25 protein-coding genes are annotated in these 25983 nt (G+C 36.7%); 14 read left to right on the top strand and 11 right to left on the bottom strand.

Annotated elements, in window-relative coordinates; all coding sequences use genetic code 11:
- The first annotated feature begins 22 nt into the window (after window positions 1-22).
- The 3 genes from EGI05_RS05450 (at window position 23) to EGI05_RS05440 (ending at window position 3959) form a co-directional block, all read left to right on the top strand.
- On the top strand, window positions 23-1036 hold the full coding sequence (locus EGI05_RS05450) for an NAD-dependent epimerase/dehydratase family protein (protein WP_123262035.1): 1014 nt from the start codon (window positions 23-25) through the stop codon (window positions 1034-1036).
- Entirely contained in the window at window positions 1037-2800 is a 1764-nt protein-coding gene (locus EGI05_RS05445) for an AMP-dependent synthetase/ligase (RefSeq protein ID WP_123262034.1), read from the top strand. It begins immediately after the preceding gene.
- A gap of 100 nt (window positions 2801-2900) precedes the next feature.
- Window positions 2901-3959: a diphosphomevalonate/mevalonate 3,5-bisphosphate decarboxylase family protein gene (locus EGI05_RS05440; RefSeq protein ID WP_123262033.1), complete on the top strand. Its 1059-nt coding sequence runs from the start codon at window positions 2901-2903 to the stop codon at window positions 3957-3959.
- Window positions 3960-4007: 48 nt separating this feature from the next.
- On the opposite strand, the gene EGI05_RS05435 is transcribed toward EGI05_RS05440, so the two are convergent.
- Both EGI05_RS05435 and EGI05_RS18090 read right to left on the bottom strand, forming a co-directional pair.
- Window positions 4008-4775: an endonuclease/exonuclease/phosphatase family protein gene (locus tag EGI05_RS05435; protein ID WP_228428556.1), complete on the bottom strand. Its 768-nt coding sequence runs from the start codon at window positions 4773-4775 to the stop codon at window positions 4008-4010.
- 25 nt (window positions 4776-4800) lie between these two features.
- Window positions 4801-5085, bottom strand: a complete 285-nt coding sequence (locus EGI05_RS18090; protein ID WP_228428555.1) for a hypothetical protein — start codon at window positions 5083-5085, stop codon at window positions 4801-4803.
- Window positions 5086-5222: 137 nt separating this feature from the next.
- Between EGI05_RS18090 and EGI05_RS05430 the strand changes: the two genes are divergently transcribed.
- A complete protein-coding gene (locus EGI05_RS05430) occupies window positions 5223-5669 on the top strand; it encodes a nuclear transport factor 2 family protein (RefSeq protein ID WP_123262032.1) in 447 nt (148 codons plus the stop codon).
- A 2-nt stretch (window positions 5670-5671) separates the two neighbouring features.
- A complete protein-coding gene (gloA2, locus tag EGI05_RS05425; protein WP_123262031.1) occupies window positions 5672-6058 on the top strand; it encodes an SMU1112c/YaeR family gloxylase I-like metalloprotein in 387 nt (128 codons plus the stop codon).
- 2 nt (window positions 6059-6060) lie between these two features.
- On the opposite strand, the gene EGI05_RS05420 is transcribed toward gloA2, so the two are convergent.
- Together EGI05_RS05420 and EGI05_RS05415 are read right to left on the bottom strand one after the other, a co-directional pair.
- Entirely contained in the window at window positions 6061-6444 is a 384-nt protein-coding gene (locus EGI05_RS05420) for a DUF1634 domain-containing protein (RefSeq protein ID WP_123262030.1), read from the bottom strand.
- Window positions 6441-7274 carry a sulfite exporter TauE/SafE family protein gene (locus EGI05_RS05415; protein WP_123262029.1) on the bottom strand — a complete coding sequence of 278 codons (834 nt, stop codon included), beginning with the start codon at window positions 7272-7274 and terminating at the stop codon, window positions 6441-6443. Before EGI05_RS05415 ends, EGI05_RS05420 begins: the two co-directional genes overlap by 4 nt.
- 86 nt (window positions 7275-7360) lie before the next feature.
- Between EGI05_RS05415 and EGI05_RS05410 the strand changes: the two genes are divergently transcribed.
- Window positions 7361-7909, top strand: coding sequence for a DUF1543 domain-containing protein (locus tag EGI05_RS05410; RefSeq protein WP_123262028.1), 549 nt, complete (start codon window positions 7361-7363; stop codon window positions 7907-7909).
- A 20-nt stretch (window positions 7910-7929) separates the two neighbouring features.
- Entirely contained in the window at window positions 7930-9042 is a 1113-nt protein-coding gene (locus EGI05_RS05405) for a 5-(carboxyamino)imidazole ribonucleotide synthase (RefSeq protein WP_123262027.1), read from the top strand.
- A 32-nt stretch (window positions 9043-9074) separates the two neighbouring features.
- Here EGI05_RS05405 and EGI05_RS05400 read toward each other — a convergent pair whose 3' ends face one another.
- Together EGI05_RS05400 and EGI05_RS18250 are read right to left on the bottom strand one after the other, a co-directional pair.
- Window positions 9075-9983, bottom strand: a complete 909-nt coding sequence (locus tag EGI05_RS05400; RefSeq protein WP_123262026.1) for a DMT family transporter — start codon at window positions 9981-9983, stop codon at window positions 9075-9077.
- Window positions 9984-10108: 125 nt separating this feature from the next.
- Window positions 10109-10249 (bottom strand): bacteriocin-like protein, encoded by a 141-nt coding sequence (locus EGI05_RS18250; RefSeq protein WP_449506040.1) that lies wholly within the window; start codon window positions 10247-10249, stop codon window positions 10109-10111.
- Window positions 10250-10437: 188 nt separating this feature from the next.
- On the opposite strand from EGI05_RS18250, the gene purE reads away from it, so the two are divergent.
- Window positions 10438-10941, top strand: a complete 504-nt coding sequence (gene purE, locus EGI05_RS05395) for a 5-(carboxyamino)imidazole ribonucleotide mutase (protein ID WP_123262025.1) — start codon at window positions 10438-10440, stop codon at window positions 10939-10941.
- 32 nt (window positions 10942-10973) lie between these two features.
- On the opposite strand, the gene EGI05_RS05390 is transcribed toward purE, so the two are convergent.
- The gene (locus EGI05_RS05390) at window positions 10974-11207 is read right to left on the bottom strand and encodes a helix-turn-helix domain-containing protein (RefSeq protein ID WP_123262024.1); all 234 of its coding nucleotides are present in this window, start codon (window positions 11205-11207) and stop codon (window positions 10974-10976) included.
- Between the two features lie 148 nt (window positions 11208-11355).
- On the opposite strand from EGI05_RS05390, the gene EGI05_RS05385 reads away from it, so the two are divergent.
- The 4 genes from EGI05_RS05385 to EGI05_RS05370 all read left to right on the top strand — a co-directional run bounded on the left by EGI05_RS05385 (window position 11356) and on the right by EGI05_RS05370 (window position 14680).
- Window positions 11356-12663 carry a hypothetical protein gene (locus EGI05_RS05385; protein ID WP_123262023.1) on the top strand — a complete coding sequence of 436 codons (1308 nt, stop codon included), beginning with the start codon at window positions 11356-11358 and terminating at the stop codon, window positions 12661-12663.
- An 11-nt stretch (window positions 12664-12674) separates the two neighbouring features.
- Window positions 12675-13241 carry a DUF6705 family protein gene (locus EGI05_RS05380; protein ID WP_123262022.1) on the top strand — a complete coding sequence of 189 codons (567 nt, stop codon included), beginning with the start codon at window positions 12675-12677 and terminating at the stop codon, window positions 13239-13241.
- 148 nt (window positions 13242-13389) lie between these two features.
- Complete coding sequence (locus EGI05_RS05375) at window positions 13390-13953, top strand: DUF6705 family protein (RefSeq protein WP_123262021.1); 564 nt, start codon at window positions 13390-13392, stop codon at window positions 13951-13953.
- A gap of 160 nt (window positions 13954-14113) precedes the next feature.
- Window positions 14114-14680, top strand: a complete 567-nt coding sequence (locus EGI05_RS05370; RefSeq protein ID WP_134197353.1) for a DUF6705 family protein — start codon at window positions 14114-14116, stop codon at window positions 14678-14680.
- A 90-nt stretch (window positions 14681-14770) separates the two neighbouring features.
- On the opposite strand, the gene ahcY is transcribed toward EGI05_RS05370, so the two are convergent.
- Entirely contained in the window at window positions 14771-16084 is a 1314-nt protein-coding gene (gene ahcY, locus EGI05_RS05365) for an adenosylhomocysteinase (RefSeq protein WP_123262019.1), read from the bottom strand.
- Window positions 16085-16138: 54 nt separating this feature from the next.
- Here ahcY and EGI05_RS05360 point away from each other — a divergent pair, with 54 nt between their 5' ends.
- Window positions 16139-16753, top strand: coding sequence for a 4'-phosphopantetheinyl transferase family protein (locus EGI05_RS05360; protein WP_123262018.1), 615 nt, complete (start codon window positions 16139-16141; stop codon window positions 16751-16753).
- On the opposite strand, the gene EGI05_RS05355 is transcribed toward EGI05_RS05360, so the two are convergent.
- The 3 genes from EGI05_RS05355 to porU all read right to left on the bottom strand — a co-directional run bounded on the left by EGI05_RS05355 (window position 16734) and on the right by porU (window position 24201).
- Window positions 16734-18998 carry an FUSC family protein gene (locus EGI05_RS05355; RefSeq protein WP_123262017.1) on the bottom strand — a complete coding sequence of 755 codons (2265 nt, stop codon included), beginning with the start codon at window positions 18996-18998 and terminating at the stop codon, window positions 16734-16736. The genes EGI05_RS05360 and EGI05_RS05355 overlap by 20 nt on opposite strands.
- Window positions 18999-19074: 76 nt before the next feature.
- Window positions 19075-20238, bottom strand: coding sequence for a type IX secretion system outer membrane channel protein PorV (gene porV / locus EGI05_RS05350; protein ID WP_123262016.1), 1164 nt, complete (start codon window positions 20236-20238; stop codon window positions 19075-19077).
- 60 nt (window positions 20239-20298) lie between these two features.
- Window positions 20299-24201, bottom strand: coding sequence for a type IX secretion system sortase PorU (gene porU / locus EGI05_RS05345; protein WP_123262015.1), 3903 nt, complete (start codon window positions 24199-24201; stop codon window positions 20299-20301).
- Between the two features lie 164 nt (window positions 24202-24365).
- Between porU and gldJ the strand changes: the two genes are divergently transcribed.
- A complete protein-coding gene (gldJ, locus tag EGI05_RS05340; RefSeq protein WP_123262014.1) occupies window positions 24366-25967 on the top strand; it encodes a gliding motility lipoprotein GldJ in 1602 nt (533 codons plus the stop codon).
- Window positions 25968-25983: the final 16 nt, after the last annotated feature.

Genomic DNA, 25983 nt, shown 5'->3' with positions numbered 1-25983 from the left:
AATCAGGTTTAAAAAATAATTGATGGTTTTTGTAACGGGTGCAACCGGACTTTTGGGTAGAGTAGTAGCTTTGGAGCTCCTTAAACAGGGAAAAAGCGTTCGTGCTTCCAAAAGGCCAGCAAGTGATTTGGAAGAGGTGAAAAACTCGTATAGATTTTATACGGGAACCCCCGAAGTATATTTCAATGCCATAGAATGGGTAGATGTGGATTTTGATGACATTCTATCTTTACAGGAAGCACTTCAGGGAGTGGAAGAGATCTATCACTGTGCGGCCAAAGTAGGATTTGACCCGAAAGATGATAAGGAAATGTATCATACCAATACGGAAGGGACGAAGAATCTGCTGTATGCGGTAGAAAACTCGTCCGTGAAAAAGTTGTTGCACATCAGTACTGTTGCCGTTTTAGACCTCTATAACGAAAAAGGAGAGCTGGATGAAGGCTCAGATTTTAATCCTAAAGAAGAACACTCTGCCTATGCCATCTCCAAACATTTGGCTGAGATGGAAGTATGGAGAGCGTCGGCTGAAGGCTTGAATGTAGCTATCGTGAATCCGGGAATGATTTTGGCAAGCGGAAGATGGGGACAAAGCAGCGGTGAAATTTTTCAGATTTTTGAAAAAAACGGCTTTACGTTTTCAGGAGGCTCTGCCTATGTAGACGTAAGAGACGTTGCGAAGATCTCAATAGAGCTAATGGAAAAGAATATTTTCGGAGAACGCTTCATTGCGGTTTCAGAAAATAAAAGATATTTGGAATTAGGAAGGCAGATCAGAAAGAAATTGGGATTGAAAGCCCCGAAAGTTCTGTCCAGAACACAGCTGAATATCGGCCGTTTAGCCAATACCTTATTCGGATGGTTGATCCCCAAACTTCAGATGATCACCAAATCCAATATAGAATCCGTATCATCATTCAACACCATCTCCAATCAAAAAGTTAAAGAAAGGCTGGATTATCAGTTCATTCCTGTAGAGGAAAGCGTTGAATTCCACCTTACCAATTATATTAACGATAAAAAGCTGAATAAATAAATGAATCTTGTAGAGGCAATCATTAGCAGAAATGTAGAGAAACATCCTACAAAATCGGCCATTGGTTTTAAGAAGAAAGAAAGCTGGAAAGAATTAAGCTGGAAGAAATTCGGTGAAATTGTAGGTAAGACCGCCAATGCATTGAAAGAAGCAGGAATTCAGGAAAATGATAAAGTAGCCATTTATTCAGATAACTCTGCAGAATGGATGATTTTTGATTTAGCATCAATGGCGCTTGGGGCCATTACGGTTCCCATTTACTCTACCAATAATGCAGAACAGGCGGAATATATCATTAATGATTCCCAGGCTAAAACAATCTTAGTCGGAGATCAGGCTCAATATGATGCTTGTCTTGACATTTTGAAAAAAGGAAGCAGCCTGCAGTCTATTATCGTTTCCAAAAAAGCGGTCTGGATCAAAAAAGAGTTCAGCAGCCATTATCTGGAAGACTTTATTGCCAAATCTTCTTCAGAATTTGAAATATGTGAAAGAAATGAAGAGGATGTAGCAACTTTAATTTATACATCCGGAACTACCGGAACTCCAAAAGGAGTGATGCTTACTCATGGAAATTTCCTAAAAGCCTTTGATGCTCATTTTGAGTTTTTTAAATTTAAAAACTTTGAAGAAGAGCTCTCATTGGCATTTTTACCTTTAAGTCATGTTTTTGAAAGAAGCTGGAGTTTACTTTGTCTAGGCGGTGGGGCAAGAGTGTATTTTTTAGAGGACCCAAAGAATATAGCCAAAACATTGGAGGAAGTAAAGCCTACCATGATGTGTGCGGTTCCGAGGTTTTTCCAGAAAGTATATGCAGGAGTCCTGGAAAAGGCAGAAGAAGGCTCATCAGTAAAGAAAAAAATCTTTAACTGGGCTACAGAGGTCGGAAAGCAAACCGCAGAATTAAGAAGAAATGAGCTTTCGATCCCCTTTGGATTACAATGCAAAGAATTTCTTGCAGACCTGTTGGTTTTCAGTAAAATTAAAGAAAAAATGGGTGGAAGACTTTGGTTTTTACCTTGTGGAGGTGCCTCATTATCTCCCGAAGTTACCCGATTCTTCGAATCTGTCGGAATTCATATAACGGTTGGATATGGCTTAACGGAAACAACCGCAACGCTAACTCTTTTCCCATTAACGCATTTTGAACATGGAACCAGCGGCAAACCATTACCCGGCGTTGAAATCCGTATCGGAGAAAATGATGAGATACAAGCCAGAGGAAACGGCATCATGAAAGGATATTACAACAGACCGGAAGATACAAAAGCGGTATTCACGGAAGACGGTTGGTTTAAAACCGGAGATGCAGGGAAATTTGACGAAAAAGGAAATCTGATCATTACAGACAGGATCAAAGACCTGATGAAAACATCCAACGGAAAATATATTGCCCCGCAACAGATCGAAAATCTTCTGACCAATAATAACTTCATCCAACAGATCGTCCTGATTGCAGAAGGAAGACAATTTGTTTCTGCCCTGATTGTCCCTAATTTTGAGTTTTTAAGAGAGTATCTGAAGAAAAATAATATTCCATTCAACAATTGGGAAGAAGCGGTGAAAAAAGACGAGGTAATCAGCTTTTATAAAGAGAAAATCAAAGAATTACAGGACCATCTTTCAGACTATGAGAAAGTGAAGAAGTTTACGTTGATGCCTGCTGAATTTGAAATTAACACCGGGGAAATCACTCCAACGCTGAAAGTAAAGAGAAATGTAGTTCTGAAAAAATATGCAGATCTTATTGAGAAAATGTATTAATGGTCATTCCGACGAAAGGAGGAATCTCTTAATGTTTAGAATTGAACCATTAAGTTTACAAATGAAGTGATTAAGGATGTAAATGATATTTAATTAAATTATGACAACACAAGAATTTCTGGGAAATCCAAATTTTAATATAAGTACACGAACCGTTTCTAAAAGCTGCCCGTCAAATATTGCCCTGATCAAATATTGGGGAAAATATGATAACCAGATTCCGGCAAACCCAAGCATAAGCTATACATTGAACCATTGTAAAACCAATACGACAATGGAATTTTTGGCGGATGAATCCTTTTCCGTGCAAACTTTTTTAGCAGGAAACGAAGAAATGAAATTCGCAGAGAAAATTGAAAAATACTTCAGAAATATTGAGCAATATTTACCCTGGATTTTAAAAGGAAAATATATCATCAGAACCGAAAATACGTTCCCTCACAGCTCAGGAATTGCCAGTTCAGCTTCAGGTTTCGGAGCTATTGCAAAATGTCTGATGAGCTTAGATGAAATGTTTTCTGGAAAATTATCTGAAGAAGAATCTTTGAAAAAAGCATCTTTTTTAGCAAGATTGGGAAGCGGAAGTGCATGCAGAAGCTTATACAACGGATTAGTAGTTTGGGGAGAATCTGATGAGGTAGAAGGAAGCTCTGATCTGTTTGCCGTAAAATACCCGGACTCCGAAATTCATGAAGTTTTCAAAGATTTCAATGATTGGGTTCTACTGATCCACGAAGGGCAGAAAAGTGTTTCTTCAACTGTGGGACATGGTTTGATGAAGACCAATCCGTATGCGGAAAGAAGATTCCAGGAAGCCAGGGAGAATTTTGTTCCAATGAAAAAAATTTTCAAAGCGGGGGATCTAAAAAGCTTCATTAAATTAGTGGAACACGAAGCGCTTACACTTCATGCTATGATGATGATGAGTGATCCTGCATTTATCCTGATGAAAACCGGAACGCTGGAAGTGATCAATAAGATATGGGATTTCAGAAGAGAAACAGAATTACCTTTATTCTTCACTTTAGATGCAGGGGCAAACGTTCATCTCCTTTTCCCGAATGATGGTTCTGAAGAAAAAATTAGAACCTTTATTGAAGCTGAACTATTACCACACACTCAGAAAAATGGGGTAGTGAAGGACATCATGAAATTTTAAAAATAGTGAAGAGCGGGCTAAAGCCTGTTCTTTTTATTCACCAGTAAATTATTCAGTAGCCACCGTATCTCTGTTTCCGTCCTCTTCTTTTCCTTCCTGTATCATCTCTTCAGCTTCGGCTTTTTCTTCTGAAGTTGCTTTTTCCACTCTTTCTTCCTGGGCGTCATTGTGATGATCAATAAAAAATTCGCAATACACAGGAAGATGATCAGAACCAAAGTTTTCCAACGTTGTAAGTTTATCAATGAAAATATCCTCACTATGGAACATCAGATCAATGGGGAATCTCAATAAACGATATTTGGCGTGGAAAGTGGAAACAAATGAACGCCCGATCCTGGGATCAATTAAATGGCTCACTTTTCTGAACAAAACAGAAGATTTAGACCAGGCTACATTATTGAAGTCCCCAACAACAATTACCGGTTTATGAAAGTCTTTTACCCGTTTTGCCGTACTCAGCAGATCACCATCTCTTTCCTTTGAAGTTTCTTCCTCAGTTGGACTTGGCGGCGGCGGATGAACCCCGAAAAAGACGAAAGAAAAGCCATCTTTTGTCTTCAGGTGGATTTCGATGCTGGGAATATCATCGGCAACAAAATAATGGGTTTTGGCATCCATAATCTCAATTTTAGAGTAAAAATGCATACCATAAGTGTTTTCCAGGGTTACTTTATGCTGAAAAGGGTAATCTTTCTCCAGTGTTCGCAGTGACTCTTCCCAATCACTATTACTTTCCATTGTCAGAAACATTTCCGGATGATATTTGTCTACAAGATCAATAAATCTGTGATATTCTTTGTTGAACTGGTACACATTGGCAGAAATAAAATGAATGTGTTCAGAAGATCGGTGTTTTTGAATATGTTTTCACAGGATAAAGGGGAGTATACTTAATAAGAGTAACACCATGGTGTACTAACATTACCATTAAAAGTCCCTGATAATACCACAGATTTTCAGAGCCGTCAATCAAAAGCCCCAAAATAAATGTAATTCCAATAAAATAAGTGATCTGTATCTTCCCGAACTCCGGAACACGGAATATCCAGTGGGAATGCTGGATCTTAGGTAATATCGTTAAAAGCAGTAATAATATCGTCAAAAATAAATAAATAGCCCACATACTTTTTTACAATCTGAATAGATAAAAATAAATTAATTCTGTAAAAGTCCAATGACTTCTTCTTTAAACTTTGTTAAATTTATAAAGGATTTGAATCAAATTTTTTCTATTTTTATTCAGTCATATAAAGGGAAACAATGAATAAAATTGCCTCACTCATCGTACTGTTCAGTACCTTTTGCTTCGGACAGCAAACTCAGAATCAAGATGTGGAAAAACCCATCAGAAATCTTTTTCTGGCCATGAAAAATGCAGATCCGGAACTTTTGCAGTCTGTTTTTGTTGAAAATGCTATTTTCCAGACCATCACAAAAGAAGGAACAGTGAAAACCGATAATGTTCAGGATTTTATTACCAGCATTTCTAAAGTTTCAAAAAATGACCTGGATGAAAGAATAACAATTGAAGGCATCCATACAGACGGTAACCTGGCAAGCGTTTTTACACCTTATCAGTTTTACTATAAAGGAAAATTTCTGCATTGTGGTGCTAATAGTTTCCAATTGGTAAAACAAAATGGAGAATGGAAAATCCAATACTTAATTGATACAAGAAGAAAGGAAAACTGCAGAGAAACAAAATAAAAATGAAAATTCATCATATAGCCATCATCTGTTCAGATTATCAGGTGTCGAAAAAGTTTTATACGGAGATTTTAGGATTGAATATTATCCGTGAAGTGTATCGTGAAGAAAGAAAATCCTATAAGCTTGATCTTGCCATCGGAGATCATTACGTTATTGAACTATTCTCATTCCCTGATCCTCCGAAAAGACCTTCGCATCCCGAAGCATGCGGCTTACGGCATCTTGCTTTTTCTGTGGAAAATATCAGCGAAAAAAGACAGGAATTAATGGAGAAAGGTTTGAACTGTGAAGAAATCAGATTGGATGAATTCACCGGCAAAGAATTTTTCTTTACTCAGGATCCGGACCAATTGCCATTGGAATTTTATGAATCTTATGCGGTGTAGAATTAATGGGCATATCCGGTGAAGAAGCTGATCGCCATGATCACCAGTACAATGGATGAAATAAGCACATACTTATAATCTTTCTCTTTCAGATAGCCGATTAAGGCAAAAACGATTCTCATCAATGGGGTAAAAATCAATAAAAGGATTCCCAGCTGAATGATGGCCATTCCTTCTCCTTTACATAGAGAATTCCAGAAATGCCCCCATACTTTTTCTGAAGAAGTGCCTATATCAAATGCAGAATAATTTTTAGGCATTTTAAAGCCTTCCAGGAAAAGCTTGATAAACCCGATCAGTGAAGTAATCACGGATAAAATAACGCCCAGTCTTAAAAGATTTCCAACGGAACGGTTCAGGTCGATATCGGTGAAGTTCTTTCTCATCTGAAACTCTGGTTTATCCCGTTATACATCATATAAATAGACAAAATAGTGATTACGATTGCGAAGAATGTTTTCAGCTTTTTGGTTTTGGAAACCATTAAAGTCTTGGAGCCAATAAAGCTTCCCACAACAACACCAATCAGTACCGGAGCCACAATGACCGGAATGATTTCCCCTCTTTGGAAATAGATCAATGCTCCGGCAACAGCCGTTACACCAATCATGAAATTACTGGTAGTTGTAGAAACTTTGAAAGGAAGTTTCATCATATTATCCATTGCAAGAACCTTCAGAGCACCAGACCCGATTCCTAAAAGTCCGGACATCGCACCGGCAAACATCATCATTAAAAATCCAGGAACAGTATTTCTTGCAGAATATTTTTTAATAACCCCTCCTTTATCAGGAAAAGTTCCATATAATTTCAGTTTTTCTTCAAGGCTTCCTTGAATAAGTGGTTCCTGATGATCAGGTTTTCCTTTAAGATTTAAAATAACTGTCAGAAGAAGAATACTGGCAAAAATAATCCCGATGGTATTAGGATTCAGCATCCCGGAAACCAATGCACCCACAATAGCTCCTGCAGTAGTGGCAATTTCCAGGAACATTCCGATCCGCATATTGGTGAAGCCTTCTTTAACGAATGCAACAGCAGCACCGGAAGAAGTTCCGATCACGGAAATTAATGAAGCTCCGATGGCATAATGCATAGGAACACCATAACCCAGTGTTAATAAAGGAATAATGATAACTCCTCCTCCTAAACCGGTAAGTGAACCCAAAAGTCCGGCCGAAACTGCTCCGAGAAAGAGAATAATGATTTCTGACATGTTACAAATATAAAACTATTTGACGTTCTCTGCCAAACTTTAAAAAAAGATAATTTTGACGTATTTTTGCAAGCATAAAAAGTGATATGAAATTATTCTATATTATTCTGGGCGCAACCCCAACAGGAAGAAATATTGAACAGCATGATGTATTTTTCGGGATTGCCGAAAACCTGAAAGAACTGGTTCCGCATATGAAGGATTTCTGGAAAGAAGCGGATGGCAAAATTCATATAGATTGCTATCAGGAAGTAAGGTTTGCGGACGGATATGAAGTGAAAATCGTTGAGAAAACAGATGCAATTTCCGAAAATCAGTTATACTTTATCAATTTAGGAGGCTATAAAAAAGGATATTTTGAAGAATTTCATGAACAGCATCTGATGGCAGGAAGCTCAATGGGAGAGGTGGTAAAAAAAGTAAAGGAGACCGAGTTTTACAAAACAATGGGATTTGAAAATGCAGTCAGCCATATTGATGATAAGCATGGAGTGGATATTGATGATATTTTCAATGTCAATGATATTCTGCCTCAAGCTATGAAAGAGAAATATTCCATTATTTTGGAAAGATCCGATGAGAAAAATCAGGAAAATCCAATGGGATTAGGATACCTGAAGATCGATAAAATTTAAAATAAATCTAAGAAATAAAAATGAAAATAGGAATTTTAGGAGGCGGACAGCTGGGAAGAATGCTGATACAAAGCGCATTGAAATATGATGACCAGTTTTATACACTCGATCCCGCCTCTGATGCACCATGCCATAACATCTCTTACTTTACCCAGGGAAATTTCAATGATTATGAAACGGTTCTGAATTTCGGTAAGGATAAAGATGTGGTTACCATAGAAATTGAGCATGTGAATGCAGATGCTTTGGCTGAACTTGAAAACCAGGGCATCAAAGTAGTTCCGAATTCCAATATTATTAAAACCATTCAACAAAAAATTCTTCAGAAAGAATTCTATAAAGTGAATGATATTCCGAGTCCGGAATTCCAGGTGGTTTGGAACCGTGATGAGAAGATCATTATGCCACTTCCCTTTGTTCAGAAAATGAATACAGGCGGGTATGACGGAAAAGGAGTACAGGTCATCAGAACGGAGGAAGATTATCAACATTTATGGACGGAACCTTCTGTTATTGAAAGTCTGGTAGATATTGATAAAGAACTTTCTGTTATCGTGGCCCGAAATGAAAGTGGGGAAACTAAAACATTTCCGGTAACTGAAATGGTTGCAGACCCGAAATTGAACCTGTTAGACTTCAATATTTGCCCCGTTTTCCTGTCAGAAGATATTCAGAAACAAATTGACTCCATTACAGAAAAATTCCTGAATGCAATCCATTCCCCGGGACTTTTTGCGATTGAGTTATTCCTTGACAGGGAAGGAAAAGTATGGGTAAATGAAACGGCTCCGAGACTACACAACTCCGGTCATCAAAGCCAGGAAGGAAATGCCAATTCTCAGTTTGAGCAGATGTACAGGGTGGTAAAAAATCTTCCTTTGGCAGATACGGATACCATAACTTACAGCGGAATGCTGAATCTGGTGGGAGCAGAAGGATATGCGGGAAAAGTTGTGTATGAAGGGATGGAAGATGTTTTAAAACTTCCGAAAACCTATGTCCACTTATATGGAAAAACAGAAACCAAGCCGGGTAGAAAAATGGGGCACATCAATGTACTTGCAGATTCCAGAGAAGAATTGATGGAGAAGCTGATTAAAGTGAAAGAAATGGTGCGAGTGATCGCTGAATAAATATAAAAGACCGCGAAAGTGGTCTTTTTTTATTATGACTCAACCCTCTGCTTTTTAAACATCTCCGGATTGTAATTAATGATAAACACTCCCAGAATAATTAAAATGGCAGCCAGGATAAACTTGAAAGAAATATATTCATCCAGGATCAGCCAGCTTAAAAATATAGAGATAATGGTATTGATATAGGCTAAAATGGAAACTTGTACAGGAGAAACTTTGGTTAAAGCATAATGATAAGCAAAAAAAGCCGCCACAGATCCAAAAACAGCCAGATAAAGCATTGCAGAAACACTTCTGAGACTCCAGTTCCCGAAATTATAATTGTCTGAGAAAAGAAAGGCAAAGATAATCTGCACAATTCCTGCAAAAGCAAACTGATAAAACAGGTTTAAAGAAATATTACCTGCCTGTAGATTCAGTTTTTTGGTATAAATAGTTCCGGAGGCCCATCCTGCAATTGCTATGAAAAGGTAAAAGATTCCCATCGCATAATCCGGATTTTGTAAATCATGGATCCCGTCCCAGAAGATAAAAAGTATTCCACTAAAGCACATCATGACACCTATTAATGCCTTAAAACTGAATTTTTGCAGACCCAAACCCACACTCCCCAGAAATATCAGAATAGGCGAACAGGCACTGATAAGAGAAGTCAGGCTGCTTGTTACCGTTTCTTCAGCTACGGTGGTCATCCCATTAGCAATGATCAGCATCAACAAGGAAAAAACGATCTGGTATCCCAAATTCTGCCATCCGATCCATTTAAATTGTCCCCGGTAAATCAAAACAAAAAACATAATGATGGCAGCAAGAAACTGACGGATCCCGGCCACAAACCAGGCAGGAATTGTTTCTACTGCAATTCGGATAGATAAAAATGTAGTTCCCCAGACAATAGCTACGGTGAGGATGGCGAAAGTAAGTTTGTAATCTTTCAAAATATTGATGAAATGGTAGAGCAAAGATATTCAATCTTTACCGAAAAGGACGGGAAGCTCTATTTATAAAAACTATTGTTGATTTTGCATCATAAAAAAAGAGTACATCTGTGTACTCTTTAATTTTAGATTTGCCATCCACCGCATGTATCATACGCTACACAGACCCATTTGCCATTTCTGTAGCAAAGCTGGCCTCCAGTGCAGTTGATGCCGCCTACAATTTTTTTTAGCTCGTCTTTTTGAAGTTTTTTCAGATTTTTCATTTGTTTAGAATTTGATGTTAGTAGAACAAATGTTGTAAAAAAATTGGAAAGGATCAATGAATTTAACACTGTTTAACTCACTCTTAAAATAAACTATTATGCCATGATAAGTTGATAGCATGATTCAAAAAACGGCTTTCAAAAAAGACTTTAATTCTTTATCTTTGGACTTCTAATACATAGTAAAAATGGTAGGAATTATTATGGGAAGTCAAAGCGACTTACCGATTATGGAACAGGCGGCTGGATTTTTAAAAAGCTTGAACATTCCATACGAGCTTACAGTAGTTTCCGCACACAGAACACCGGAAAGAATGTTTGATTATGCAAAAACAGCTCAGGAAAGAGGACTGAAAGTAATTATTGCCGGAGCAGGAGGAGCGGCGCATCTTCCGGGAATGGTGGCCAGCTGTACCACTTTGCCTGTAATTGGTGTTCCGATCTTATCTAGTAATTCCATTGATGGTTGGGATTCTGTACTTTCCATTCTTCAGATGCCGGGAGGAATTCCAGTAGCAACTGTTGCCTTGAACGGGGCTTTGAATGCAGGGATTTTAGCCGCAAAAATTTTAGGAAGCAGTGATCCTCAAGTGGCAGAACAGCTTCAAAAATATCAGGACTCATTAAAAGATAAAGTATTGGGAACGGTGGATGATATTAAAGCACAGCACCCTAATCAGTATGATAAATAAAAAATAAAAAACGCTCTCAATTGGGAGCGTTTTTATTTTATAGGAAAATCAAAAAGTTCTTTGATATCTATTTCTAATGCTTTGGCAAGCTCGTATGTAATGCCAATAGATGTATTTATCAGGCCTCTTTCAATACGGCTTATTTGTGAATATTCAACATTAATTGAGTCAGCAAGAGTTTGCATACTCATATTTTTGGACTCTCTTATCCTTCTTAGATTTTTTCCAAATAATATAATGAAATCTTTATTTATGCTTGCTTTCACAGAACAAAGATTGAGAATATATAAAGAAAAAAATGTGGCATTTTTGCCATAATTTATTTTTTTCTTATATATTTGTCAAAAAATAATTTCCCATATGGGGGAAATAAGGAAAAAGAATTATATTTAACTTTTAAAACACAACATGACTATGAGAAAAAATTATCTCAGGCTATTTCTGTTAATAGCCTTCCTGTTTACCGTGTATTCCTGCGTACACGACGAAGTGTATTCCTCTGAAAATCCGGTTTCAGAAGTATATAGTTCCAAGAGCTTCTGGAAAGAAGATGAAAAATACATTAAAAACGTTATCAAAATTTACGCTGAGCATGAATCTGAGATCAAAAGAATGAGCGGGATTCCAAAGTGGGAGTATGCTATGAGTATGGGAAGGTATGACGAAACCTTTCTGGTAGTTCCCATTGTAGAAAACAATAAAGTAGTAAGTACGCTTTCCTGCGCAAGATTTGACAAAAAGGTTTACTTTAAATATGACAATACACCGGGAAATATTGTTTTCTTCGATAAAATGTTATTTGGCAAGTATACCCGCCATAAGACGGAAACTAACAAAAACAATTCTTCATCTGCACAGAAAGGCTCAATCTGTGTCACAAACTTTTACTCGGTTTGGTTTCCGGATAATGAAAATGATTATTGGGGAAGCGGACATTGGGAGTCTTATTCTTACCAGAACTGCTATTCTTATCAGGATTACAGCAATCCGGACTTTAATGAAGGAGGCAGCAGTGGCGGATTTGATTATGGTGGCGGTGGCGGAAGTGGAAGTACTACCGATCCTAATAACCCGCCAAACCTTCCTCCATGCGAAAAGCTTAAAAGCCAGAATGCCAAGCCGGAATTTAAAAGTAAGATAACGGATTTATTAGGTAAGCTAGGCTTAACAGGCGAAACAGGATATGTGGAGAAAACTAACGGAACCTTTGAATATAAAAACGTTGCTTCGTCTTCAGAAAATGCAAATTCCTTAACATTGGGAAATCCTACAGCAGATATGCTTGGCTTTTTGCATACCCACGTTAATGATTATACAGATGATGATGGTATGATGCACATTGGTTTCAAAATATTTTCTCCGGCAGATGTTATTTACTTTAACCAATTAGTGGCACTTGCCCAGCAAAATGGTATACCTTTGGATAATATCTATGCAGTGATGGTTTCCGGAACAGGAACTTACCAGCTTCGTTTTACAGGTAATATAAACCAAATTAAAACGGTATATGCGAATACAAAACAACAATATAATGAAATGTATATAAAGTATTTTCAAGTAAATGATACAAAATCAGATGAACTAAATTTTCTGAAATTTATGGATGAGCAAATGTATGTAAAAGGTGTAAGCCTTGTAAAAATGAACAACGATGGTTCTTTCACAGCAAAAACATTAAATGCCGATAAAACAGGAGTTTCAGACTCTGAATGTCCTAACTAATAATTTTAAAAATGATGAAAAATAAAATAATTTATACGCTTTTTATGCTGGGAATTCTTTCTTGTAAAGCTCAAACAATATCACTAGACCAATTATCACAATGCAAGCCTACAAAAAATTGCCCCGATTATGTTTATCTTAAAGATACTAATAACAGATTAAATAAATTTGTAGGAACATGGAAAGGAACATATAGTGATGGTAGAAGTTATGAGTTGCATTTCACCAAAAAAGAAAATGATTATACATTTGGAAAGTATTGGGATGTTTTAAAAGGGCGTCTTTTAATTAAATCTTCTACTGGACAAGAACTATTAAATACTCTTAGTGTCACAGATGATAATACTAGCTTTAGTGGCTTCTATTTTGATGAGAATTTAAAAAAATATCAACTATATTATTCTGGAAATGCGGACTGCAATGATAAAGGATATGTATATGTATCATTTCCAGACCCTACTAATCTAACTCAGATGGAATTGGTATTTGTTCAGGATCGGGATATTATTGCAAGTTGCTCCAATGCTTATAAAACCGTAATGCCTAGTGGAAAGAAAATAATTTTAACAAAGCAATAAGTTGGAGAAATATTTTAAAAGGTGATCAGGAAATTGGTCACTTTTTTATCTGTTTCATTGTTCAATGTATATTGATAACTATTTTACATTCAAAACTTAAAACGGAAGTGGCAACTCCGATGTCACTAACTGTTTAATTTATAAAACGATGAAAAATAAAATAATTTATTTGCTTTTTATTCTGGGAATTCTCTCCTGTAAAGCTCAAACAATATCTTTAGATCAATTATCACAATGTGAAAATGGAAATTGTCCAAATTACACACCCATAAAAGATGTAAATAATCGATTAGATAAATTTGTGGGAATTTGGAAAGGAACTCATACAGATGGTAGAATGTATGAATTTCATTTTACTAAAAAAAATGATTTTATCTTATATGGTGGAAAACCTAGAGATATGATTATCGGTCGCATTCTGATTAAAACAAATAACGGAACCGAATTAGAAAATACCATAAATACAACAGACGGACAAACTCATTTTAATGGTTTTGAATTTGATAAAAACTTAATAAAATATCAAATGTATTATTCTGGCAATGCAGACTGTAATGATAAGGGCTATGTTTATATTTCTTTTCCTGACTCTAATAATCTGAATCAAATGAGACTGGTTTTTATTCAAGATATGGATATTATCGCAAGTTGCCCTAATGGATATCAAACAGTAATGCCTGATGCAAAAATATTATTATTAACAAAGCAATAAGTTGGAGAAATATTTTAAAAGGTGATCAGGAAATTGGTCACTTTTTTTATCTGTTTTATTGTTGAATGTATATTGATAACTCTGCTACATTCAAAACTTGGAATGCAAATAAAACGGAAGTGGCAACTCCGAATGTCCCTAACTAATAATTTTAAAAATGATGAAAAATAAAATAATTTATACGCTTTTTATGCTGGGAATTCTTTCTTGTAAAGCTCAAACAATATCACTAGACCAATTATCACAATGCAAGCCTACAAAAAATTGCCCCGATTATGTTTATCTTAAAGATACTAATAACAGATTAAATAAATTTGTAGGAACATGGAAAGGAACATACAGTGATGGAAGAACTTATGAATTACACTTTATTAAAAAAGAAAATGATGGAGGATGGTTCAATGAAAAATTTTGGGATAAATTAATAGGAAGAGTTTTAGTTAAAACAATTGATGGTAACACTTTATATAATTCTTTAAACTACAATGATCTGGATGCGATGGGTGGCTTTTATTTTGATAAAGAATTAAAAAAATATCAATTATATTATTCTGGAAATGCAGACTGTAATGATAAAGGATATGTATACGTATCATTTCCAGACCCTAATAATCTAAATCAGATGGAATTGGTATTTGTTCAGGACCGGGATATTATTGCGAGTTGCTCCAATGCTTATAAAACCGTAATGCCTAGTGGAAAGAAAATAATTTTAACAAAACAATAATATTAAAGAGATTTAAAAACAGCCGCTTCATAGCAATAAAAAACGCTCCGAATTTCGGAGCGTTTTTTATTTATATAAGACTATAAAATATTAGTATCTGTAATATTCAGGCTTGAATGGCCCGTCTACTGTTACACCAATATATTTAGCTTGTTCTTCAGTCAGTGTTTCAAGTTCAACACCTAATTTCTTAAGGTGAAGAGCTGCCACTTTTTCATCCAGATGCTTAGGTAACGTATACACTTTATTTTCATATTTGTCTGAATGCTTCCAAAGTTCGATTTGAGCTAATGTCTGGTTAGAGAAAGAGTTAGACATTACGAAACTTGGGTGTCCTGTTGCACATCCTAAGTTTACCAATCTACCTTCAGCAAGAATAATGATCTCATTGCCGTCAATGTTGTAAACATCAACCTGAGGTTTAACTTCATATTTTGTAGAACCATAATTTTCGTTCAACCAAGCCATATCGATTTCGTTATCGAAGTGTCCGATGTTACAAACGATCGTTTTGTCCTTCATTTTCTTGAAGTGAGAACCTTGTACAATATTGAAGTTACCAGTTGTAGTAATGATGATATCTGCATTTTCAATTACGGTATCCAGTTTTTTAACTTCGTATCCTTCCATTGCTGCCTGTAGAGCACAGATCGGGTCGATTTCCGTAACGGTAACAATAGAACCTGCTCCTCTGAATGAAGCCGCAGTACCTTTACCTACATCTCCGAATCCGCAAACAACCACTCTCTTACCAGCCAACATAACGTCTGTAGCTCTTCTGATGGCATCTACCGCAGATTCTCTACATCCGTATTTGTTGTCGAATTTAGATTTCGTTACAGAGTCGTTTACGTTGATGGCAGGCATTACTAAAGTACCGTTCTGCATTCTTTCGTATAATCTGTGTACTCCTGTAGTAGTTTCTTCAGAAAGACCTTTGATCTCTTTTGTTAATTCCGGGTATTTATCGAAAACCATATTCGTTAAATCACCACCGTCATCAAGGATCATATTCAATGGTTTTCTGTCTTCACCAAAGAATAAAGTCTGCTCAATACACCAGTCGAATTCCTCAGCGTTCATACCTTTCCAAGCATAAACCGGGATTCCCGCAGCAGCAATAGCAGCAGCAGCGTGATCTTGAGTAGAGAAAATATTACAAGAAGACCAGGTAACTTCAGCCCCTAAAGCTACTAGTGTCTCGATAAGTACAGCCGTTTGGATCGTCATGTGAAGACATCCAGCAATTCTTGCTCCTTTAAGAGGTTGCTCAGCTCCGTATTCTTCACGGATCGCCATTAAACCAGGCATTTCAGCTTCAGCAAGAGCGATTTCCTTTCTTCCCCATTCTGCCAGGGAAATATCCTTTACTTTATAAGGAACGTATTGGGTTGTTGTTTCCATCTATCTGAAAAATTTTTCGCAAATTTACAAACTAAAATCCTGCTGACCAAAAATATGCCCCTTTATCGAGATTTTTCGGATGACAACGCCACCATTCTTGTATGGAAGTATGATGAGAATGAAGAATTGAATATAGATGAGCTTTTAGAGCCTGAAAATGCCGAAAAAGTGAAAGATTATCACCCCAAAAAACTTTTGGAGGTCCTAATGGTCCGAAAACTGTTGAAAGGCTTGAAGCCTGCTTCTAAAATCCTGTATAAAGAAAGAGAGCCATTCCTGTTTCCTAAAGATGCGGAAATCTCCATTACCCATTCTTTTCCTTTTGCAGCGATCGCTATTTCCAATAATAAAATAGGAATTGATATTGAAAAATTCAATCCAAAAATATTACGGGTGATCGATAAGTTCACGTATGAGAATGAAAGAGGGTTTATTCCCAAGGATAAAGAAGATACATTTTACACTATTATCTGGAGTGTAAAAGAAAGTATGTACAAAATCCATCATTCCAACTACTGGTCATTGAAAAAGAATTATGAAGTACGGCCGTTTGAGCTGAAACATCTTCATCACATCCAGTGCAGAGTGTATGACGATCAGTTTTCAGATGAATTCAAAGCCAGGGTAGAGTTCTTTGATGATTATTGTTTTACGATTGTGGAGGAGTAGATTCCGATTCGTTTCTGTATTTTTCAATGACTTTTCTTTGCTCTTTGGCCACGTCATAGATAAGTTCCAGAATATCGTGAATGTTTTTCAGCTCCGTTAAATGAGAAATCCTGTCGGGATCTCTTCTGTCAACAATATCATTTTCCTCGATCTCCGTTTTTCTTTTTAAAAGAAGGTCTTCAAGGGAAGAATCTTCCGGTTCGAGACGGCTTTCCATTTTTAAGGTTTCATTGATCTTTTCTCCCTGTAATAAATTGGATACCTGCATCATTTCGGCTTCAATTTTCCTGTTCCAGCCTTCAAAGTCGATCTCAGGGAACTTTTTGTTATCCTGTGAATATTGTGAGAAAGATGCTGTATAAGCCGTAATAAGATGTGAAGTGGCAACAAACTGATGAACTACTTCCAGCTTTTTCTGCTGATTTTTAGGCTCAGAAATCATCCTTTGGAAATTGTCCGAAAGATTGGCCAAAGCGATGATCGCATTTTTGCGTTTTACTTTATAATCCTCAATATCCGTATTTTCCTGCATGAATTTAGCGATCACGCTCTGGAAATAAATGAGATTGCATTCTGCGGATTTTTTCATCAGATCCAGGTTCTGGGTGTGTTCCCATACCGGTAAGACAATATAAGAGACAAGAAATGCAATGATTCCTGCAATCATGGTATCCACAATCCTGTCTCTGAATATGATGTTCACATTTCCGGGGCTCAGAAAATTAAAGCTCAGGAAAACGTAAATGGTCATGAATAAAACGGCCCAGAAATATTTTCCTTTCAATAGGCTGAAACATAGAATCATGCTCAGCAATAAAATGGTAAATAAAATTCCGTTGATATGGATGAAATGTAAAATCCCGTATGCGATCAAAGCACCTGCAATAGTTCCGTACAAACGAAGCAGATTCCTTTGTTTGGTAATAGAGTAGGCTGGCTTTAAAATAGCGGTAATGGTAATTAAAATCCAATAGGTATGTCCGATTCCTAAAAACTGGAACAGAGAAAACAGATATCCGATAAATAAAGCAGTTGTAATCCTTATCGCATGTCTGAAATGAGAAGAAGAAAAAGAAATATTATTCCTTAGAACCTTAAAATTCAACTTCTCTTCATTAGGCATAAACTTTTTGAGGTCTAATCCTGTAGAAAGACTTTTGGCCAGCTTTATATTTTGGGAAAAGACTTTGTAGATCTCATTGATCTCCTTGGTAATTTCATTGATGCGCATTAAAATCTGGCGCAGGATCATGAAATTTTCAAGGTTATCTGAAGAGAGCTGTTTATTTCTGAGTTCGAAATAATGGTAATTAAGATTTTTAAGCTCAAGTTCCATATTGAACATCGGTTTCGCTCTGGTTCCGCTTTGGAGAGCAATACCGATATTGGTGATTTCCTCGGAAAGAAGATTGAGATAATCATGGATATTCACCAGGATCATACTGTCTTCAAAACTTTGTTGAAGCTTTTGATAATCACTTTCAGAAGTCATTAATTTTTCATGGAGATCCATGGAGTTAAGGAACATCAGCATCAGCAAACGGCTGGTTGTGGTGGATTCATTAACGATGGTTCTTGTTTTGAAAACGGTTTCGCGGGTTTCTTCTTGAAGATTTTTAATGCCGATCTGTTTGGCAATAACCTGTGAGGTAAGCTTATCAAAATCCGGATTTTTTTGATAATAATTGGCTTTGATTTTTAAAAATTCAGCTAATTGAAGATAGTTCTCTCCAATCATCTGGCTTGCCAGTTTATAAGGCTGAATAGTAGTTACAATAAGAAAAATCAATAAAAACCAGGTGCATCCGGAAGCAAATATCAGCAAGCTTTTAAAAATATTACTTCCAGTAAGATGTCCATCAATAAAGATCGCTAATACAACTAAAGATAAGGAACCTACTGCGGCCAAACGCTGTCCATACACTCCGATCAAAGAAAAGAACATTCCGAAAACAATAATCTCGAGAAGGACAAGAATTTTAAAATTCATGACCAAACTGGCAATCAGCGCGACAATAATAAAGCAGAAAATGGCAAACGTTAGTGCGTTTCTTCTTCGGATGAAAGGCCCCGGTTGATCGGTAAGAGCAACAAAGCTGGTTCCGAGGGGAAAGAGGAAATACTCCTTTAAAATGCCAAAGTGGGCAAGAACTAAGCAGGGCAGAACTGTTGCCAGTGTAATCCTGATGGCAGAATATACATATTGACTGGTTACAAATTTTTTAAGTTCTGCTGAATAATTCATACTACAAAAATACTTATTGAAAATAAAAAAAGCCTCATAAAAATGAGACTTTTCAAAACTTTTATATTATGTTTTTTTAATAATCTACGTTAGAAGTTTCATCTCCGATGTTCCATGTTAAACCGAAACGAAGGGTGTTATCCAAGGCAGTATTAATTTTAGACATATTAATTAGGTAAGAAACATCAAGTCCGAAAGAACGGTACTTTAATCCGATACCTGCAGTAGCGAATTGTCTTGCTCCTTGCTCTTCACTTTCATGGAAGTAACCACCTCTTACAGCGAATGCATTGTCATAAGAATATTCAAGACCTGCACTGTACATGATGCTGTTCTTATTTTTGAAAGACTTTCCGATACCTTCCATTACCCCTACGTTAGGAATTTCATAGATAGGCTGTCTTGTATTAGGATCCATTCCTACAAATTCAGATCCCGGAACTAAGATTTTAGAACCTTCAATACTTAGTCCCACTTTGTTCAGATCATCAAGGTACATGTCGTAACCAACCCCTAATCTTGCCATAGTAGGAAGATAAGATCTTGATTCTTCATTTCCTGTATAATCCAATTTAGGACCTAAGTTCTGAATAGCGAAACCTGCGTTCAGTTTTCCGTCGTATCCTCCGAAGCTTGAGAATCTCGGAGAAGTATAGTATCCCGAAACGTCTACCGCGAAAGAGTTTGCAGGCTTAATGGTATTGTCTGTGTTGAAGCTTCCTCCTAAATCTGAACGGATAAATCTACCCGTTACAGCCATCGAGTAAGAATCAGAAAGTTTCAGACCGTAAGCAACATCAATCGAGAATTCATTTGGTTTTGATGTACCCATAGGAGCCACTTCATTACCTACCAACTGAGTTAAGTCCACTTCTCCCATATTGAAGTAATAAATACTTGCAGAGATGGTAGATCTTTCTTCCTGGCCTAAAAATTTATGGAATGCACCATATAGTAAAAATACATCATTGGTAAGTTTTCCCATATAAGGAGTATAATTGACCCCTACGGAAGAACTTGTTCTGCTAAAAGGATATTTCGCTGCGTTCCAGAATTGAGAAAATGCATCCGGCGATGTAACTACACCTTGATCACCCATACCTCCTGATCTTGCATCCGGCGCGATTCTTAGGAACGGAGCTCCGGTTAATACTGGATTTACTTTACTTAAATCTTGCGAATAGCCTAAAAAACCAGCACTTAAACCAATTCCTAATAACAGTTTAGTAGTTAAATTCATATGTTGTTTTTTATATATTATCAGTTTTTTGTTAATATTATTATCTATGTTGTTTTAAAATTATTTCAAAAGTACCATTTTTTCTACAGCTGTAGCACTTCCTTTGCATTTTTCTTGATTCTGACTTTTTGCAAATATCTTAAAAATATACGTACCTTTTGCTACTGTATCACCAAAATCGTCTTTTCCGTCCCATTCTATTGCCTGACGTGGGGTTCTAAAGCCCTGTAGGAATGGTTCTGCCACAACAGCTTGTGATAAAGTTCTTACCAATTTTCCGGTAATCGTATAAATCTGAACATTTACATCCAAAATATCATCGCAATTATGTTCAAACTGTATATACGTTTTGTTTGTAAAAGGATTTGGCCAGTTCAATGGTCTATTGATGATCAGATGCTGATCGGACTCATCCTTAACTTCAAAATTTAACGTAGCAGTCGTAGAATTATTGTTTATATCCCAAATTTTAAATGTTAATTGATGTTGCCCAATCGCTAAATTTTTGAAAGGGTAGGTTACATTTCCTTTCTGGTAGTCTGCCAAACTTGGATTTAAACATCCATTTCCTTCCCCGGAGGCAAAGAAGTCATTTAATACAATAGTATTGATAATCTGCCCATCCAAATATACGGTAATATCATGTCCGATTCCTGAACCGGTTGAATTAATTCCCGTATCATCCGTTACACAGGCAAGAAGCATTGGATTCTGATCAGTGATTCCGCCATCCGCAAAATTGGTATTGTTCATATACAATTTTACTTTCGGAGGCTCATTATCATTAATTCCGTTCGGGTTGATATCACCAACCTGTACAGTCTGGTTGTTGAATACATCGATAGCTTTATTGTCTGCATATCCTAAAATCCTGCCTTCACCCACCGCATAATTAATATCCTTCGGAACATAGAATTCTACAGTAAATACACCGTTTACAGCCGTTCCTGAAGCTTTTACAATAGCACTTCCTTCTTCTGTGTAGTTCAGAACAGGTAAATTACCATCATTATTTAACGTCTTTTTATTCAATCTCTTATCAAAAATATTGATGACAACTCTTCCGTTGAAAGTGGTGTTAACTGTTCCATTCGGGTTGTTGATGTGTCCTTTTACCTTTACGAAATCCAATCCCCTGATTAATCCCGGTACTGGTGTTTCAATATTGTCTATCACCAGTAATCTTTGAGGTCTGCTTAGCTTCATAGCCGGATCCCCAAGGAAATTTACCTTCAGGTGATTGGCATCACTTCCTCTTATTTTTTTAGCATTAAGATGAGCATCTCCTAAACTGAGGAAATCATCATTCACCAGCTTGAAAATTTCTCTTGTATAAAGTCCTGTGAAATCTATACCATAACCGATTCCTACCGCACGGCTTGAAGTGATCATCGTAGAAACTCCTCCTTGCTTTAATTTGATAAACTGTTCTCCCGCTGAAACTGTTCCCGGTTCATCCCAAAGAGTAAATTCACAGGTAATAGTAGAAACAAAAGGGAATCTACTGTATACGTTGGAGAAATTATTGGAATTCTGAACTTCACTAGAGGTGAGTACTCTTTCCTGTGCCCATCCGTTGATCCCTCCATGTCCGAAATAGAAAAGATATAAGCTGTTTCCTATATCATTGGAAATCGCCTGGTTTACCTGTGGGTATCTTTGTCCTCCTGCTGTACTTTGTGCCTGGAATGCATCCAGATATAACTTTCTTACATTATATTCCTTAAGGATGTTTCCCGGTTGTTCAAAAATACTTACCAAAGAATTATTCATGGTCGTATGGAAAGGAATAGGGTTCGCCAGATCTTCATTGTGGTCATCATCCACTACAAAATCCAGTTTCATACGCCATTCTCCAAACGGAGTGGATTGTCCGGACAAAGAGTTGTAATAAGCCAATGTTTTATCCATCATATTGATGGCTTCTGTAACGCTCGCTGCCGGAATTCTTCCTACAGGCAGATCAGGAAGATTATTTGTGATAAAAGATGTTGTCTGAGGTTTTGTCATCACAATATAATCGTCGGTAACGAACGAACTGATAAAATCATTTGATTCCTCACTCTGATAACTTGAAACCACATTGGAATTGTTGGAAATCCTGTTTTTATAATCATAAGAAGCATCTCCTAGGATGAATACATATTTCAGTCTTCCCAGAGGAGTATTAAGTTTGGTCACAAAATCTCTTACAGCTGTAAGATCTTTGCTTCCGCTTCCAAATTCTTCGTAAATTTTGTTAGCATCTACGATCTGTACATTGTAATTATTTTTAGTCTGATGATAATTGGCTAATCTCTGAGCCTGACCCATCATTTCAGGAACAGTGATGATCAGGTAATCTACATTCTGTAAGGAAGAAAGGTCCTGATTCGCTATTTTTCCTACAATTTGAGGACTAAACGCTGCATCCGCTCTGAATGCTACAAATTCATTATTGAAGTTAGGGTCTGAAGTAAGATACCCAAAATTGAAAACAGTGTTTCCGGTGGCCTTATTCACTCTTCTGTTGGCATTGGTAATATCAGTAACATCCCAAATCTGTTCAATAGCAGAGGCATTGGCAACACTGAAACCGTAATTGGTATTACTGCCGCTTACAAGAGAAAAATCCCTGAAGCTCATTTGAGTTCCATTGAAGGACAGGTTATCTTTATATTGTACTTCTAGATAATCAATATAGAATACCCCGTTGGGATTGACAGCGATGTTGGGCTTAAGATTAAATGAAATTTGAGTACCCGTTAAATTGGTAAGACTTCCTGCATATCTTGCCGGATAGAAATCAAAAGAATAAGTTGGCGTATTGGAAGGTACAGAAACAGTTAACGGATTTTGATTATTAATATCAAATCCAATAGTGTTCTGCTGAGATTTGTACCCTACAACCTGAGCTCTGTATCTTATTTCATCTCCTGCCTGAATTGGTGAAGCAGTGGTAAATGTCACTGTTTTATCTGCAATAAGAGGAACATCTTCAACCCAGGTTCTTCCTACTTTCAACAGGTTTTTCTGATCGTTATTAATCACTTGATAGTTGTCGTATCTTGTAATTAATGTAGTGGGAAGATTGGCATCTACTTCCTGTACTCTTTTTCCCGGTCCTTTATCTACATTGATATAATAATAGGAGAAGTCCTCGTAAATATTTTTAACGTTATTGCTTCGGTCACTTCTGGTATCATTTCTTTTGAAACCATTTCCATTGGTGGTGTCATAAAGGTTATATCCATTTGGTCCCTGAGCATAGAAAAGCGCATAATCTCCGTCATTCCAGACTCCGTCGGCTTCACCTATAACCTGGATCGCATTTTCCTGCAATGCACTGTATTTTACATCCTGATTATGTTCAGGAAGCATAATTCCTCCGTTTCCATAAATCCTGAAATTTTTTGGATTTACTGTGGACGGATTGATCCCAAGGTCTTTTAAAAATTGAGTGGAAATTTTAAAAATACCGGATTTATCAACTTTTATTTTATAGAAATTCCCACTGGATAGAGGATTGTTGGTGGTTCCTACTTTGTAGGTGCTTCCGAAATTAGCGGGAGCTGAGGTTTCAGAAATGTCAAATGAAGTTAATCGCTGAATTCTTCCTTTTACATTTTTAAATAAAGAAACATTGATGCCGGCGTATCTCTCTCCTTCCAGATAATAATAGGTAATATCGGCTACGTCATAGTTGGGAAGCAGATCTTTATTCATGTCATAAAGCTCCTTAGTGGAAACAGTTTCCCATACCGGATTTGAAACTTTTAACTGCTTTTCTCCTATTTTTTGTTTTGTTTGGATAAAAATGTTATTTTGGCTGAAAGAAAAACCTTCATTTTTGAAATTCGGAAGATTTAATTTTGTATCACCAAAGTCCAGTATTTTAGAACCTCCCCATTCAATGGTCGTTCTCTGGGCGTAAAGTGCTGATACAAAAGAAATTAGAAATAAAAGCGTAATTTTTTGTTTCATGTTTGTTTTTGAAATTTCTGAATTACAAAATAAATGAAAATTTTATAATTAAATTATAATACAATAAAATTAATTTGTTATCGTTTTTCAAAAAAATCAAATCTTTACTTGATTTATTGAATAATTTATTTTTTCTTTGTACTTTGAAAATATTTATATCGACTATGAAAAAACTAAAGTTGTTTTCATTAATAGCATTAAGTTCTACACTTGCATTAACCAGTTGTGGTGGATCAGGTACTAGCAAAGGTGGTGGTACTAAAAAATTTGTCAGCAAAACGGGTTGGAAACCAAACGAAAAACAAGGTTGGTTTTTTGCAGGAAAGCAACAAAAGCAGAAAGGTTGGCCGGGAATGGTATATGTAGAAGGTGGAACTTTTACAATGGGATTAGTGAAAGATGATGTTATGCACGATTGGAATAACTCGCCTCGCAGAATGCAGGTAAGTTCTTTCTTCATCGGGGAAACAGAAATTACTAACTATGAATACCGCGAATACCTTACATGGTTGAAGTATGTATTCCCACCAAGCGATCCTAGCTTTAAGGAAATCTATAACGGTGCATTGCCTGATACCTTATTGTGGGATAACAAATTATCCAGAAACGATTACAATGAAACGTATTTCCGTTCTCCTGAATTCGATTACTATCCTGTAGTAGGGGTTTCTTGGACTCAGGCAAACAGATACTGCGAATGGCTTACAGACAGAGCGAACGAAAAAGCTTTAATGCAAGCGGGTATTATTGCTAAAGATTTATATATCAATGAATCTAATAACCAAGGAGGAACTGCATTCAACATGGATAAATTCAAATCGAATGATCCTGAAATGCAGGGATATATCAATGAGCAAAGATTACAGCAAAGAACAGGTTTGAAAACTACAAACCAAAGACTTCTTGCAGCGAACAGAGCACCTAGTGCAGCAATGGTTCAGAAATTCAGACTTCCAACGGAAGTTGAATGGGAATATGCAGCTCTTGGAATGGCTAAAAACAGAGAGTATAACCAGTACATGGGTAAAAAACCTGAAATCGAAAGATTAAGAGGTACAAAGGGAAGAGATAAAGGAATGTACATGGAGAACTTCAAAATGGGAAGAGGTGACTATTCTGGTATCGCTGGATGGAAAAATGACGGATCTGCAAGAACTTCAGACGTTAGACAATATCCTTCTAATGATTTAGGAATCTATGGTATGTACGGAAACGTAGCTGAATGGACTGCAGACGTATACAGACCAATGATTGATGATGATATGAGTGACTTCAACTACTATAGAGGAAACATGCCTCAAGCTATCGTAAGAAACGGCGACGGAACTTACAAAATGGTAGATGAAAGCAGTATTAAATATGATACTTTGGCTGACGGAAGATTAGTTTACAAAAACTTACCTGGACAGTATGAAAGAGAAACTATCGCTGACTACAGAAACTACAGAGATGGTGACAGACAATCTTCTCTTGAGTACTACAGAGCCGGAGATTCTACTTCATCTTTCAACATGTACAATGCTCCTAAGCAGAGATTTATTGTAGATGGAAGCGGTAAAGTAGTATTGCAAAAAGATACTAAAGAAAGAACTTCTGCAATGACGAATGACATCAGAGTTGTAAAAGGAGGTTCTTGGCAGGATACAGCTTACTGGTTGGATCCGGGGCAAAGAAGATATAAAGACCAAAACAGAGCATACGGATGGATTGGATTCCGTGTAGCTCAGGACGCTAGAGCAAGCGATAAAGGTAGAACAAGAAGATAATATTTATCAAAAAATA

The sequence above is a fragment of the Chryseobacterium daecheongense genome (genome assembly GCF_003729955.1).
In the GTDB taxonomy this organism is placed as follows: domain Bacteria; phylum Bacteroidota; class Bacteroidia; order Flavobacteriales; family Weeksellaceae; genus Chryseobacterium; species Chryseobacterium daecheongense.
The sequence above is the reverse complement of the archived record's forward strand: the minus strand, read 5'-3'. Positions and strand labels throughout refer to the sequence as shown.